Genomic DNA, 14,561 nt, shown 5'->3' with positions numbered 1-14,561 from the left:
AGGAGATGGAGAAATGAACGGGAAAACAGTATGGCCAATCATTTTTGGTCTTGTCATCATTAATTGTTTTACCTTGGCCTATTTCTTATCTAAAGATGACAGTATAGCAGCTGTTGTTTCCGGAAACCAGAAATCGGAGTCCATTGCTGTTGTCGGAAAGAAAGAAATTACAAGGGAAGATTGGATGGCGGAGCTTGAAGAGCGTTTCGGAAAAGAAACACTTGAAGAGATGATTAATTTTACGGTAGTTGAGGAGCTTGCGGAAAAGCACAGCATCAAGATTCCGGAAGAAGAACTTGAACGCGAGCTTGCGATGTACAAATCCATGTACAATTCCCTTGATAACGAAAAGCTGACAGATACTAAAGAACTGCGCGAGCAAATCAGATACAGCATACTGTTAGAAGAATTGTTAACCAAGGATGTAGAAATATCTGATAAAGAACTAAAAGCTTATTATGACTCCAATAAAGAGCTGTATTCAATTGAAGATTCGTATCACTTATTCCATATTGTGACGGAGACTGAGGAAGATGCTTTAAAAGTGATAGAAGAACTAAAAGGCGGCTCAAGCTTTGAAGCGCTGGCTGCTGAAAAGTCAATTGATGAATTTACGGCAAACGAGGGCGGAGAGCTTGGGTTTGTGTCAGCCAAAAATGATTACCTTCCATCACAATATGTTGACGAGGCTGAGAAACTGAAAATAGATGAATGGAGTCAGCCGATTAAGAGTGATCTCGGCTATTCAGTTCTCTTATTAAAAGAAAAGCTAAATGGTGTCCAATACTCTTATGAAGATGTAAAAAATCAAATGAGAAGGCAAATTGCACTAGAACAAATGGAATCTGCGGTATCTGTTAAACCATTGTGGGAAGAGGCAGGGGTTACATGGTTTTATGGCAATGATACTTCTAAGGAATAAGCAGTTTGCCTATCCGAGAAGTAAGAAAAGATTGACAATTCAGACTGAGTTTTGGTACATTCTTTTTAAAGCCAATAAAAATACTCGGAAATAGAGGTGGTCAGATTGACGCGTGTTGCAAATTCAATACACGAACTGATTGGGGAAACACCGATAGTGAAGTTAAATCGAATCGTAGAAGAGGGTAGCGCTGATGTTTATTTGAAGCTTGAGTTTATGAACCCGGGAAGCAGCGTAAAAGACCGGATTGCACTTGCAATGATTGAGGCAGCTGAAGAAAAGGGTCTTCTTAAAGCCGGAGATACGATTATTGAACCAACAAGCGGCAATACAGGAATCGGCTTAGCCATGGTAGCTGCTGCTAAAGGCATTAAGACTATTTTGGTTATGCCTGAGACTATGAGTATGGAGCGCCGTAATCTTTTAAAAGCATATGGAGCGGAGCTTGTGCTTACACCAGGTCCTGAAGGAATGGGCGGAGCCATTCGCAAAGCTGAGGAACTTTCTAAAGAACATGGTTACTTCATGCCTCAGCAATTTAAAAATGAAGCGAATCCTGAAGTTCACCGTAGAACAACAGGTCCTGAAATTGTGAGCCAAATGGGCGATCAGCTTGATGCATTTATTGCAGGTATCGGAACAGGCGGTACAATCACTGGTGCAGGCCAAGTACTTAAGGAAGCTTATCCAGACATCAAGATTTATGCAGTTGAGCCTTCAGACTCACCGGTATTGTCTGGCGGTAAACCGGGCCCTCATAAAATTCAGGGTATCGGCGCCGGATTTGTGCCTGATATCTTAAAAACAGACATTTACGATGGAGTCATTACCGTCAAAAATGAAGAAGCATTTGAGGTTGCCCGCCAAGCAGCTAAAGAAGAAGGTTTGCTCGGAGGAATTTCTTCTGGTGCAGCCATTAAAGCTGCATTGCAGGTTGCGAAAGAATTAGGAAAAGGCAAAAAAGTTCTGGCCATCATTCCAAGCAACGGCGAAAGATACTTAAGCACTCCGCTTTATCAATTCGATTAAAAATAAAAACAGCCTTCGGGCTGTTTTTTTCTATATTGTCTCTTTAGTTTCCTCTCCTTTCAATATTTTCATCATGTAATCTTCCTGTGTTTTAGGTAAAATGAATGTATGAGTTTTTAAGGAGAGGGTACAGATGCATCTTGAGAGAAAGCCGATTGCAAAAAAAGCGGAATACAATCTTGATTTCTTTAAACAATATCAGCATCTTTCTAAACATGAGGAGTATCATGCATTCTTAGAAAGCGGCAGAGGCGGACGGTACAGCATTGCAGGACTGAAGCCTGCAGCGATTGTAAGAGGGAAAGATTCTGTTTTAACCATACAGTCGAATGATACGGAAGAAGAACGGAATGGGAATCTGCTCGATACATTCAGAGATTGGTTTTCTGCTTATAAATCTGTTAAAGACGAAGAGCTTCCGGATTTTCAGGGAGGAGCCATTGGTTTTTTCAGCTACGATTGTGTAAGATATTTTGAAAAACTGGAACAGCATTCAGAAGATGATCTAGAAACGCCTGATTTGTTTTTCCTGCTGTTTGATGATCTTGCTGTTTATGATCACCAAATGCGTGAGGTTTGGTTTATTACCCATTACAGTCAGGATAATGAAGTAGAAGAGGCTAAGAGGCGTATTGCTGAAATGGAGCGAAGCTGGACTGAGGTGCGTTCTGAGCCATTTACTCATAAACCGGCCGTGCCTGAAAGGGATGCGCTGCAGGGTGCTTTTACTAAAGAATCTTTTATGGAAGCAGTAGAGAAAATCAAAGAATATATAGAGAGCGGCGATGTTTTTCAAGTAAACTTATCCGTAAGGCAAACCGAGCCGTTAGGTGTTCATCCGCTTAAGATTTATGAAACGCTAAGAGAATTAAATCCTTCTCCTTACATGGCTTATCTGGAATTGAAGGATTTCCAGATTGTCAGCGGCTCTCCAGAGCTTTTAGTGAAGATTGATGGAGAAAAAGCAAGCACGCGCCCAATCGCAGGAACTAGGTCGAGAGGGGGAAATGAAGAGGAAGATACAAAGCTTGCAAATGAACTGATTCAAAATGAGAAGGAACGGGCAGAACATGTCATGCTCGTCGATCTCGAGAGAAATGACTTAGGAAGAGTGTGCAAGTACGGAACAGTGGAAGTAAACGAGTTTATGGTTATTGAAAAATATTCGCATGTTATGCACATTGTTTCAAATGTACAAGGAACATTAGCTGAAGGCAAAGACTATATCGATGTTTTTAAAGGTGTTTTTCCTGGCGGCACGATAACAGGAGCGCCAAAAATAAGAACGATGGAAATTATTGAAGAACTAGAACCGTCTCGAAGAGGCATTTATACTGGCTCCATCGGCTGGATTGGATATAATGGAGATATGGAGCTGAACATTGTCATCCGCACACTGCTTGCAAAGGATGGACATGCCTACATCCAGTCAGGAGCGGGGATCGTAATCGACTCAAATCCGAAACATGAATACAAAGAGTCATTAAAAAAGGCGCAGGCCTTATTGAGAGCAAAAGAGCTGAGTGAAGAAGAGAATATGACAGCAGAGGTGAGAGAAAGATGATTTTAATGATTGATAATTATGATTCATTTACATTCAATTTAGTGCAGTATTTAGGTGAGCTTGGTGAAGAGCTGGTTGTCCGCAGGAATGATGAAATTACTTTAGCTGAAATGGAAGAGCTTGCTCCGGATTTCTTAATGATTTCACCAGGGCCGTGCAGTCCTAACGAAGCGGGAATCAGTCTAGCAGCCATAGAACACTTCGCAGGGAAAATTCCTATTTTTGGAGTATGCCTTGGTCATCAATCCATTGCGCAGGTATTTGGCGGTGACGTAGTCCGTGCAGAACGATTAATGCATGGCAAAACATCCGAGATGCATCATGATGAAAAAACAGTCTTTCAGGATATAGAAAATCCATTTACCGCAACGCGCTATCATTCATTAATTGTGAAAAAAGAAACATTGCCGGACTGCTTTGAGATTACAGCATGGACAGATGAAGATGAAATTATGGCGATTCGTCATAAAACCCTTCCAATCGAAGGGGTGCAATTTCATCCTGAATCGATTATGACTTCTTTCGGAAAAAATCTGCTGGGCAATTTTATAAAAACCTACCAGCCATCCAGAAAACTGATTTAACGATATGTATATTTACCTTAATTCAGACTATGTAAAAGCAGAGGAAGCAAAAATCTCCCCTTTTGATCATGGATATTTGTATGGATTAGGGGCATTTGAAACATTCAGGCTGTATAAGGGGCATCCTTTTTTGCTGGACGATCACTTGCAGCGTCTGCAGGGTGCCATGGAAGAGCTTCACATCCGCTTAGAACTATCCGCTCTTAAGATTGAGGATGTGATTCAGAAGCTGCTTGTCCTTAATCAGCTGGAGAACGAGAACGTCTCCGTTCGTTTAAATGTTTCAGCAGGTGCCGGCGGGTTTGCTTTTGGGGCAATAGAATACATGGAGCCGACTGTGATGCTCTTTATGAGGAAGCTGCCTGAAATGCCTGAGAACCTTGAAAAGAGCGGGCGTATCTTATCGCTGCCGCGCAATACCCCTGAGGGAGAGCAGCGTCTGAAATCGCATCATTATCTTAATAATATTCTGGCCAAGCATGAAATTGGCAATGACCTATCAATTGAAGGCATTTTTTTAACAAAAGAAGGTTTTGTGGCAGAAGGAATTGTATCTAACCTTTTTTGGGTAAAAAATCATATCGTATATACTCCTTCAATTGATACTGGTATTTTAAATGGGATTACCCGCCAGTTTATTATGCGCTGTTTAGAAAAAATCGGCCTGCAAGCGGAGGAAGGTTTCTATCCAACAGAAAAGCTGCTAAAAGCTGATGAGGTATTTGCGGTAAATTCTGTTCAGGAGATCATTCCTTTAAAAGAAATTGGTTCCCAATCTTTTTTAGGGAAAAAAGGTGAAATTACGCAAACACTACAGAAGATGTATAAGCAAAATACAATGCTGCTGAAAAGCAGATTTGAGCTGTAAAGGATTGATGAGAAGATGGACACGATTATACTTGCCAATAAGAAACAACTATCATGCGGCCCTTATCATTTAAACCTAAGTGAAAAGACCTTTATCATGGGAATCTTAAACCTCACTCCGGACTCTTTTTCTGATGGAGGGAAATTTAATCAAATAGATTCTGCCCTTGCACATGCAGAAGAGATGATTGCAAACGGGGCGGATATTATTGATGTTGGCGGGGAATCCACAAGACCTGGGGCAGAGTATGTTGATTCTGCTGAAGAGATCAAAAGAGTGGTTCCGATTATTGAAAAACTTTCTAATGACGTCAAAGTTCCAATATCTATTGATACGTATAAAGCGGATGTGGCTGAACAGGCCATACTTGCAGGAGCGACCATAATCAACGATGTATGGGGAGCTAAAGCAGATTCAAATATGGCTGCTGTAGCGGCTAAGTATAATGTTCCTATTGTTCTAATGCACAATAGGCCAGAGCGGAAATACGACAGCCTGATTCCCGATATGATCGCCGATCTTAATGAAAGTGTTGAAATTGTTAAGCGGGCGGGTGTACAGGATGATAAGATTATTTTAGATCCGGGTATAGGTTTTGCAAAGACGATGGAAGATAACCTCGTTGTCATGAGAAACCTTGAAACATTTACGAAGCTTGGCTATCCGGTCCTTTTAGGAACATCAAGAAAATCCTTCATTGGCCGCATTCTTGACCTCCCTCCTTCTGATAGAATGGAAGGGACGGGCGCGACCGTGTGCCTCGGCATTGAAAAAGGGTGCAGCATTGTGCGTGTGCATGATGTCCAGGGTATTGCAAGGATGGCAAGGATGATGGATGCGATGCTTGGAAAAGGGGCGGCTGTTCATGGATAAAATTGTTGTGAGCGGAATGGAATTCTACGGGTATCACGGTGTATTCTCAGAAGAAACGAAACTAGGCCAGCGGTTTCGCGCGGATCTTACGGTCGAGCTTGATTTGCGGGAAGCCGGACGGACAGATGATCTTCAGCATACAGTAAATTATGCTTCTCTCTATCACATCTGCAAAAACATTGCTGAAGGGAAGCCGTATAAGCTTGTGGAGTCTGTTGCGGAAAAGATAGCGGAGCAAGTGCTGAAGGAATTTCAGCAGGTGATTAATTGCACAGTAAAGCTGTACAAGCCAGATCCTCCAATCCCGGGGCATTATCAGCATGTTTCGGTTGAAATCAAAAGAGGCCGGACATGAACAAGGCCTTTCTTGCACTTGGATCTAATATAGGAGACAGAGAGCGTTATGTAAAAGATGCCATCCTAAGCTTACACGAGCATCCAGCTATAGAGGTAGAAAATATTTCCTCTATTTATGAAACAGATCCAGTCGGGTACGTGGATCAGGATGCATTTTTGAACATGGTGCTCTCCGTCCGCACAGAATTATCAGCGTTTCAGCTGCTGGCTGTCATGCAGGAGATTGAAAAAGAGCTTGGCAGAAAAAGAGAATTAAAATGGGGTCCGCGAACTTTAGACCTTGACATTTTATTGTTTAATCACGAAAATATTGAAACAGAGCACCTAATTATTCCTCACCCAAGGATGTTAGAACGCTCGTTCGTATTAATACCGCTTTATGAGATACAACCAGATATAAGTATTCCAAACAGCGAGCAGCCGCTTTCGATGATTATAGATCAATTAACAGATAAAAAAGGAGTACGAATATGGAAGCAGAAAAATGGGGAAGACGTATTCGCGCTTTTCGAAAGCTAAAAGGATATACTCAAGAAGGCTTTGCAAAAGACCTGGGTATTTCTGTTTCTGTTTTAGGTGAAGTTGAACGGGGAAACAGACTGCCGAATGATCAGTTGATACAAGAAGTAGCCGCCGCGCTGAACGTCACCATAGAAGAATTATCACCAAGAGATTGAATCGTAGAAAGGAGGTCAAATAATGTTTAAAATAGGCGATATTCAAATGAAAAACCGCGTTGTTCTTGCGCCGATGGCTGGAGTCTGCAACTCTGCATTCCGTCTGACAGTAAAAGAATTTGGAGCGGGTCTTGTTTGTGCTGAAATGGTCAGCGATAAAGCGATCCTTTATAACAATGCCAAAACAATGGGCATGCTGTATATTGATGAACGCGAAAAACCATTAAGCCTTCAAATTTTCGGAGGCGAAAAAGATACGCTGGTAGAAGCAGCTAAATTCGTTGAGAAGAATACGACTGCAGATATTATTGATATCAATATGGGGTGCCCTGTACCTAAGATTACGAAATGTGATGCAGGTGCAAGATGGCTACTTGATCCGGACAAAATTTATGACATGGTTTCAGCTGTTGTTGATGCAGTAGATAAACCTGTTACTGTTAAAATGCGCATGGGCTGGGATGACAAACATATCTATGCTGTCAGAAATGCTCAAGCAGTTGAAAGAGCGGGCGGAAAAGCTGTAGCGCTTCATGGCCGCACAAGAGTTCAAATGTATGAAGGAACGGCAAATTGGGATATCATTAAAGAAGTTAAACAATCTGTCAATATTCCCGTTATCGGAAATGGTGATGTCCAAACACCTCAAGATGCAAAAAGAATGCTTGATGAAACAGGTGTTGATGGCGTCATGATTGGCCGTGCAGCACTTGGAAACCCATGGATGATCTATCGTACAGTTCAGTATCTGGATACAGGAGAATTGATCGGTGAGCCGTCTGTACGCGAAAAAATGGATGTGTGCAAGCTTCACTTAGACCGCTTGATTGCATTAAAAGGTGAAACGGTAGCTGTCAGAGAAATGAGAAAGCATGCTGCATGGTACCTTAAAGGAATCCGCGGCAACGCCATCGTAAGAAACGCCATTAATACAATGGATACAAGAGATGAGCTTGTAAACTTGCTTGATGAGTTTATTTTAGAGGTAGAAGCAAAACAACAAAACAGCATTCAGGCAGGATAATCTGTCTTTCAACGCAGCGATTGCATACTGCCAGTTTGAACTGGCAGTTTTTCTGCTTTCGTTCGTAAATAATAGAATAGGAGCTGATTTTTTTGAGTCACGAAGAATTAACCCACGAAGAACTGAATGACCAGCTGAAAGTAAGACGGGAAAAACTACATACACTTCGCGAAAAAGGTTTGGATCCATTCGGCAAACGCTTCGAGCGTACAGGTTATACAGCACAATTGGTGCGAGAGTACGGTGAAATTTCAAAAGAAGATCTTGAAGAAAGAGAAATTTCTGTTACGCTTGCCGGAAGAATCATGACCAAGCGCGGCAAAGGCAAAGCGGGATTTGCGCACATTAAAGACATTGAAGGGCAAATTCAGATCTATGTGCGTAAAGATGCTGTAGGCGATGAGCAGTATGAGCTTTTTACTACAGCTGACTTAGGGGATATTGTCGGTGTTACAGGAGTTATGTTCAAAACAAAAGTGGGCGAGCTTTCTATTAAAGTCACAAGCTTTGAATTGCTGACAAAATCGTTGCGTCCTCTTCCAGACAAATTTCATGGCTTAAAAGACATCGAGCAGCGCTACCGTCAAAGATACCTTGATTTAATCATGAACGACGAAAGCAAAAGCACATTTATTGCACGAAGCAAGATCATTCAGTCTATGCGCCGTTATTTGGACCAAAACGGATACTTAGAGGTCGAAACACCAACTATGCATACAATTGCAGGCGGAGCATCAGCACGTCCGTTTGTAACGCATCACAACGCACTTGATATGCAATTGTACATGCGCATCGCGATTGAGCTTCATTTGAAGAGACTAATTGTGGGCGGAATGGAAAAAGTATATGAAATCGGCCGTGTATACAGAAACGAAGGAATTTCTACGCGCCATAACCCGGAATTCACGATGATTGAGCTTTATGAGGCTTATGCAGACTATAGAGACATCATGTCATTAACCGAAAATCTCATTGCTCATATTGCAAAAGAGGTAACTGGATCTACAAAAGTGACTTATGGCGAATATGAGATTGATCTTCAGCCTGAGTGGACAAGACTGCACATGGTTGATGCAATCAAAGAACGTACAGGTGTAGACTTCTGGCAGGAAATGACCGTGGAAGAAGCGCGTGCACATGCAGCGGAGCATAATGTTGAAATTAACAAAAACATGACTGTAGGCCATATCATCAATGAATTTTTTGAGCAAAAAGTAGAAGAGCATTTAATTGAACCGACATTTATCTTTGGTCATCCTGTTGAAATCTCTCCTCTTGCGAAAAAGAATGATGAAGATCCTCGTTTCACTGATCGTTTTGAATTATTCATTGTAGCGCGCGAGCATGCGAACGCATTTACAGAACTCAATGATCCAATCGATCAAAAAGAGCGCTTTGAAGCACAGCTTCAAGAAAGAGAACAAGGAAATGACGAAGCGCATATGATGGACGAAGACTTCATTGAAGCTTTGGAATACGGAATGCCTCCAACAGGCGGTCTTGGAATCGGAATTGACCGTGTTGTTATGCTTCTGACAAACTCATCTTCTATTAGGGATGTATTGTTATTCCCGCATATGAGACATCGTTAATATCGGTTAAAAACCTCCGTTCAAGTACGGAGGTTTTTTTATTTTATTTTTTTGTAAAAAAGTCTTGCTTAAAAGTGTTAGCGGTGATATATTATTAAACGTTGCCGCAAAAAAAGCGGACAAACACAAAAATAAAAAGTTGAAAAGAGTGCTTGACTTAATAAAGTGAATTTGTTATTATTATAAAGCTGCTCTTGAAGCAAATGATCTTTGAAAACTAAACAAAACCAAAAGCGTACCAAACGTTTTAAATTTTTAAGTCAGCAACAAATTGAGTCACAAATTTTCTTCGGAGAGTTTGATCCTGGCTCAGGACGAACGCTGGCGGCGTGCCTAATACATGCAAGTCGAGCGGACCTCTTAGGAGGTCAGCGGCGGACGGGTGAGTAACACGTGGGCAACCTGCCTGTAAGACTGGGATAACTCCGGGAAACCGGAGCTAATACCGGATAGTATCTTGAACCGCATGGTTCAAGTTGGAAAGACGGTTTCGGCTGTCACTTACAGATGGGCCCGCGGCGCATTAGCTAGTTGGTGAGGTAATGGCTCACCAAGGCAACGATGCGTAGCCGACCTGAGAGGGTGATCGGCCACACTGGGACTGAGACACGGCCCAGACTCCTACGGGAGGCAGCAGTAGGGAATCTTCCGCAATGGACGAAAGTCTGACGGAGCAACGCCGCGTGAGTGATGAAGGTTTTCGGATCGTAAAACTCTGTTGTTAGGGAAGAACAAGTGCGAGAGTAACTGCTCGCACCTTGACGGTACCTAACCAGAAAGCCACGGCTAACTACGTGCCAGCAGCCGCGGTAATACGTAGGTGGCAAGCGTTGTCCGGAATTATTGGGCGTAAAGCGCGCGCAGGCGGTTTCTTAAGTCTGATGTGAAAGCCCCCGGCTCAACCGGGGAGGGTCATTGGAAACTGGGAAACTTGAGTGCAGAAGAGGAGAGTGGAATTCCACGTGTAGCGGTGAAATGCGTAGAGATGTGGAGGAACACCAGTGGCGAAGGCGACTCTCTGGTCTGTAACTGACGCTGAGGCGCGAAAGCGTGGGGAGCGAACAGGATTAGATACCCTGGTAGTCCACGCCGTAAACGATGAGTGCTAAGTGTTAGAGGGTTTCCGCCCTTTAGTGCTGCAGCTAACGCATTAAGCACTCCGCCTGGGGAGTACGGTCGCAAGACTGAAACTCAAAGGAATTGACGGGGGCCCGCACAAGCGGTGGAGCATGTGGTTTAATTCGAAGCAACGCGAAGAACCTTACCAGGTCTTGACATCCTTTGCTACTTCTAGAGATAGAAGGTTCCCCTTCGGGGGACAAAGTGACAGGTGGTGCATGGTTGTCGTCAGCTCGTGTCGTGAGATGTTGGGTTAAGTCCCGCAACGAGCGCAACCCTTGATCTTAGTTGCCAGCATTCAGTTGGGCACTCTAAGGTGACTGCCGGTGACAAACCGGAGGAAGGTGGGGATGACGTCAAATCATCATGCCCCTTATGACCTGGGCTACACACGTGCTACAATGGATGGTACAAAGGGCTGCGAGACCGCGAGGTTTAGCCAATCCCATAAAACCATTCTCAGTTCGGATTGCAGGCTGCAACTCGCCTGCATGAAGCTGGAATCGCTAGTAATCGCGGATCAGCATGCCGCGGTGAATACGTTCCCGGGCCTTGTACACACCGCCCGTCACACCACGAGAGTTTGCAACACCCGAAGTCGGTGGGGTAACCGCAAGGAGCCAGCCGCCTAAGGTGGGGTAGATGATTGGGGTGAAGTCGTAACAAGGTAGCCGTATCGGAAGGTGCGGCTGGATCACCTCCTTTCTAAGGATATATGAGGACGCTTTTGGTTTTTGTTTAGTTTTGAGAGATCATTCTCTCTATGATAGAAGACAAATCAACTGATTTGTCAGTTGTTCTTTGAAAACTAGATAACGTAATTGATAACAAGTAATTCACTGAGATTTACGCTTACCATAATTAGTGATTTTCTAGACATTTATGTCTAAACAAACAACGAAATGCGAAACGCATCTGATGATGCGATTGACCATTTAGGTTAAGTTATGAAGGGCGCACGGTGGATGCCTTGGCACTAGGAGCCGATGAAGGACGGGACTAACACCGATATGCTTTGGGGAGCTGTAAGTAAGCTTTGATCCAGAGATTTCCGAATGGGGAAACCCACTGTTCGTAATGGAACAGTATCTTTATCTGAATACATAGGATAATGAAGGCAGACCCGGGGAACTGAAACATCTAAGTACCCGGAGGAAGAGAAAGCAAACGCGATTTCCCAAGTAGCGGCGAGCGAAACGGAATTAGCCCAAACCAAGAGGCTTGCCTCTTGGGGTTGTAGGACACTCTATACGGAGTTACAAAGGAACGGGGTAGATGAAGCGACCTGGAAAGGTCCGTCAGAGAAGGTAATAACCCTGTAGTCGAAACTTCGTTCCCTCCAGAGTGGATCCTGAGTACGGCGGGACACGAGAAATCCCGTCGGAAGCAGGGAGGACCATCTCCCAAGGCTAAATACTCCCTAGTGACCGATAGTGAACCAGTACCGTGAGGGAAAGGTGAAAAGCACCCCGGAAGGGGAGTGAAAAGATCCTGAAACCGTGTGCTTACAAGTAGTCAGAGCCCGTTAATGGGTGATGGCGTGCCTTTTGTAGAATGAACCGGCGAGTTACGATCCCGTGCAAGGTTAAGTTGATGAGACGGAGCCGCAGCGAAAGCGAGTCTGAATAGGGCGTTTTAGTACGTGGTCGTAGACCCGAAACCAGGTGATCTACCCATGTCCAGGGTGAAGTTCAGGTAACACTGAATGGAGGCCCGAACCCACGCACGTTGAAAAGTGCGGGGATGAGGTGTGGGTAGCGGAGAAATTCCAATCGAACCTGGAGATAGCTGGTTCTCTCCGAAATAGCTTTAGGGCTAGCCTCAAGTATGAGAGTCTTGGAGGTAGAGCACTGATTGGACTAGGGGCCCTCATCGGGTTACCGAATTCAGTCAAACTCCGAATGCCAAAGACTTGCTCCTTGGGAGTCAGACTGCGAGTGATAAGATCCGTAGTCAAGAGGGAAACAGCCCAGACCACCAGCTAAGGTCCCAAAGTATACGTTAAGTGGAAAAGGATGTGGAGTTGCTTAGACAACCAGGATGTTGGCTTAGAAGCAGCCACCATTTAAAGAGTGCGTAATAGCTCACTGGTCGAGTGACTCTGCGCCGAAAATGTACCGGGGCTAAACGTATCACCGAAGCTGTGGACTGTTCTTACGAACAGTGGTAGGAGAGCGTTCTAAGGGCGTTGAAGCTAGACCGTAAGGACTGGTGGAGCGCTTAGAAGTGAGAATGCCGGTATGAGTAGCGAAAGAGGGGTGAGAATCCCCTCCACCGAATGCCTAAGGTTTCCTGAGGAAGGCTCGTCCGCTCAGGGTTAGTCGGGACCTAAGCCGAGGCCGAAAGGCGTAGGCGATGGACAACAGGTTGATATTCCTGTACCACCTCCTCACCATTTGAGCAATGGGGGGACGCAGGAGGATAGGGCAAGCGCGCTGTTGGATATGCGCGTCCAAGCAGTTAGGCTGAGAAGTAGGCAAATCCGCTTCTCATATAAGGCTGAGCTGTGATGGCGAGGGAAATTTAGTACCGAAGTTCCTGATTCCACACTGCCAAGAAAAGCCTCTAGCGAGGTGAGAGGTGCCCGTACCGCAAACCGACACAGGTAGGCGAGGAGAGAATCCTAAGGTGAGCGAGAGAACTCTCGTTAAGGAACTCGGCAAAATGACCCCGTAACTTCGGGAGAAGGGGTGCTTTTTAGGGTTCATAGCCCTGAAAAGCCGCAGTGAATAGGCCCAGGCGACTGTTTAGCAAAAACACAGGTCTCTGCGAAGCCGCAAGGCGAAGTATAGGGGCTGACGCCTGCCCGGTGCTGGAAGGTTAAGAGGAGAGGTTAGCGCAAGCGAAGCTTTGAATTGAAGCCCCAGTAAACGGCGGCCGTAACTATAACGGTCCTAAGGTAGCGAAATTCCTTGTCGGGTAAGTTCCGACCCGCACGAAAGGCGTAACGATCTGGGCACTGTCTCAACGAGAGACTCGGTGAAATTATAGTACCTGTGAAGATGCAGGTTACCCGCGACAGGACGGAAAGACCCCGTGGAGCTTTACTGTAGCCTGATATTGAATTTTGGTACAGCTTGTACAGGATAGGTAGGAGCCTTGGAAGCCGGAGCGCCAGCTTCGGTGGAGGCATTGGTGGGATACTACCCTTGCTGTATTGAAATTCTAACCCACAGCCCTGATCGGGCTGGGAGACAGTGTCAGGTGGGCAGTTTGACTGGGGCGGTCGCCTCCTAAAATGTAACGGAGGCGCCCAAAGGTTCCCTCAGAATGGTTGGAAATCATTCGCAGAGTGTAAAGGCACAAGGGAGCTTGACTGCGAGACCTACAAGTCGAGCAGGGACGAAAGTCGGGCTTAGTGATCCGGTGGTTCCGCATGGAAGGGCCATCGCTCAACGGATAAAAGCTACCCCGGGGATAACAGGCTTATCTCCCCCAAGAGTCCACATCGACGGGGAGGTTTGGCACCTCGATGTCGGCTCATCGCATCCTGGGGCTGTAGTCGGTCCCAAGGGTTGGGCTGTTCGCCCATTAAAGCGGTACGCGAGCTGGGTTCAGAACGTCGTGAGACAGTTCGGTCCCTATCCGTCGTGGGCGCAGGAAATTTGAGAGGAGCTGTCCTTAGTACGAGAGGACCGGGATGGACGCACCGCTGGTGTACCAGTTGTCTTGCCAAAGGCATCGCTGGGTAGCTATGTGCGGAAGGGATAAGTGCTGAAAGCATCTAAGCATGAAGCCCCCCTCAAGATGAGATTTCCCATCACGCAAGTGAGTAAGAACCCTGAAAGATGATCAGGTTGATAGGTCTGAGGTGGAAGCGCGGTGACGTGTGGAGCTGACAGATACTAATCGTTCGAGGACTTAACCACAGTCTAATATGTGTAAATGTAAGTGAATCTTGTTATCAAACGTTATTTAGTTTTGAAAGAATAACATTCTTTCTAATCAATTG

Annotated in this window: 11 protein-coding genes and 2 rRNA genes; all 13 read left to right on the top strand. The window is 44.9% G+C overall.

Annotated features, from left to right (window positions below; translation table 11 throughout):
• The first annotated feature begins 13 nt into the window (after positions 1–13).
• The 13 genes from QFZ72_RS01595 to QFZ72_RS01535 all read left to right on the top strand — a co-directional run bounded on the left by QFZ72_RS01595 (position 14) and on the right by QFZ72_RS01535 (position 14,478).
• Entirely contained in the window at positions 14–922 is a 909-nt protein-coding gene (locus QFZ72_RS01595; protein ID WP_307428608.1) for a peptidyl-prolyl cis-trans isomerase, read from the top strand.
• Between the two features lie 105 nt (positions 923–1,027).
• Positions 1,028–1,951, top strand: a complete 924-nt coding sequence (cysK, locus tag QFZ72_RS01590) for a cysteine synthase A (RefSeq protein WP_307428605.1) — start codon at positions 1,028–1,030, stop codon at positions 1,949–1,951.
• A 133-nt stretch (positions 1,952–2,084) separates the two neighbouring features.
• Positions 2,085–3,515: an anthranilate synthase component I gene (gene trpE, locus QFZ72_RS01585; protein WP_307428602.1), complete on the top strand. Its 1,431-nt coding sequence runs from the start codon at positions 2,085–2,087 to the stop codon at positions 3,513–3,515.
• Positions 3,512–4,099 (top strand): aminodeoxychorismate/anthranilate synthase component II, encoded by a 588-nt coding sequence (gene pabA, locus QFZ72_RS01580; RefSeq protein WP_307428599.1) that lies wholly within the window; start codon positions 3,512–3,514, stop codon positions 4,097–4,099. Before trpE ends, pabA begins: the two co-directional genes overlap by 4 nt.
• A 4-nt stretch (positions 4,100–4,103) precedes the next feature.
• The gene (gene pabC / locus QFZ72_RS01575; RefSeq protein WP_307428597.1) at positions 4,104–4,967 is read left to right on the top strand and encodes an aminodeoxychorismate lyase; all 864 of its coding nucleotides are present in this window, start codon (positions 4,104–4,106) and stop codon (positions 4,965–4,967) included.
• A gap of 15 nt (positions 4,968–4,982) precedes the next feature.
• The gene (gene folP / locus QFZ72_RS01570) at positions 4,983–5,840 is read left to right on the top strand and encodes a dihydropteroate synthase (RefSeq protein ID WP_307428595.1); all 858 of its coding nucleotides are present in this window, start codon (positions 4,983–4,985) and stop codon (positions 5,838–5,840) included.
• Entirely contained in the window at positions 5,833–6,195 is a 363-nt protein-coding gene (gene folB, locus QFZ72_RS01565) for a dihydroneopterin aldolase (protein WP_307428592.1), read from the top strand. Before folP ends, folB begins: the two co-directional genes overlap by 8 nt.
• Entirely contained in the window at positions 6,192–6,716 is a 525-nt protein-coding gene (gene folK, locus QFZ72_RS01560) for a 2-amino-4-hydroxy-6-hydroxymethyldihydropteridine diphosphokinase (RefSeq protein ID WP_252203050.1), read from the top strand. Before folB ends, folK begins: the two co-directional genes overlap by 4 nt.
• The gene (locus QFZ72_RS01555; RefSeq protein WP_070877677.1) at positions 6,668–6,874 is read left to right on the top strand and encodes a helix-turn-helix domain-containing protein; all 207 of its coding nucleotides are present in this window, start codon (positions 6,668–6,670) and stop codon (positions 6,872–6,874) included. The genes folK and QFZ72_RS01555 overlap by 49 nt, the downstream gene beginning before the upstream one ends.
• Positions 6,875–6,896: 22 nt before the next feature.
• Positions 6,897–7,898 (top strand): tRNA dihydrouridine synthase DusB, encoded by a 1,002-nt coding sequence (gene dusB / locus QFZ72_RS01550; protein WP_307428586.1) that lies wholly within the window; start codon positions 6,897–6,899, stop codon positions 7,896–7,898.
• 92 nt (positions 7,899–7,990) lie between these two features.
• Positions 7,991–9,490, top strand: coding sequence for a lysine--tRNA ligase (gene lysS / locus QFZ72_RS01545; protein WP_252203053.1), 1,500 nt, complete (start codon positions 7,991–7,993; stop codon positions 9,488–9,490).
• 286 nt (positions 9,491–9,776) lie between these two features.
• Positions 9,777–11,314, top strand: a 16S ribosomal RNA gene (locus QFZ72_RS01540).
• Between the two features lie 233 nt (positions 11,315–11,547).
• Positions 11,548–14,478: ribosomal RNA gene (locus QFZ72_RS01535) — 23S ribosomal RNA — on the top strand.
• The 16S and 23S rRNA genes sit together here, the layout of an rRNA operon.
• The last annotated feature ends 83 nt before the right edge of the window (positions 14,479–14,561 follow it).

Origin of the sequence: Bacillus sp. V2I10, assembly GCF_030817055.1 — a bacterium.
GTDB lineage: Bacteria > Bacillota > Bacilli > Bacillales > Bacillaceae > Bacillus_P.
This window is presented reverse-complemented; position numbering and strand designations above follow the sequence as displayed.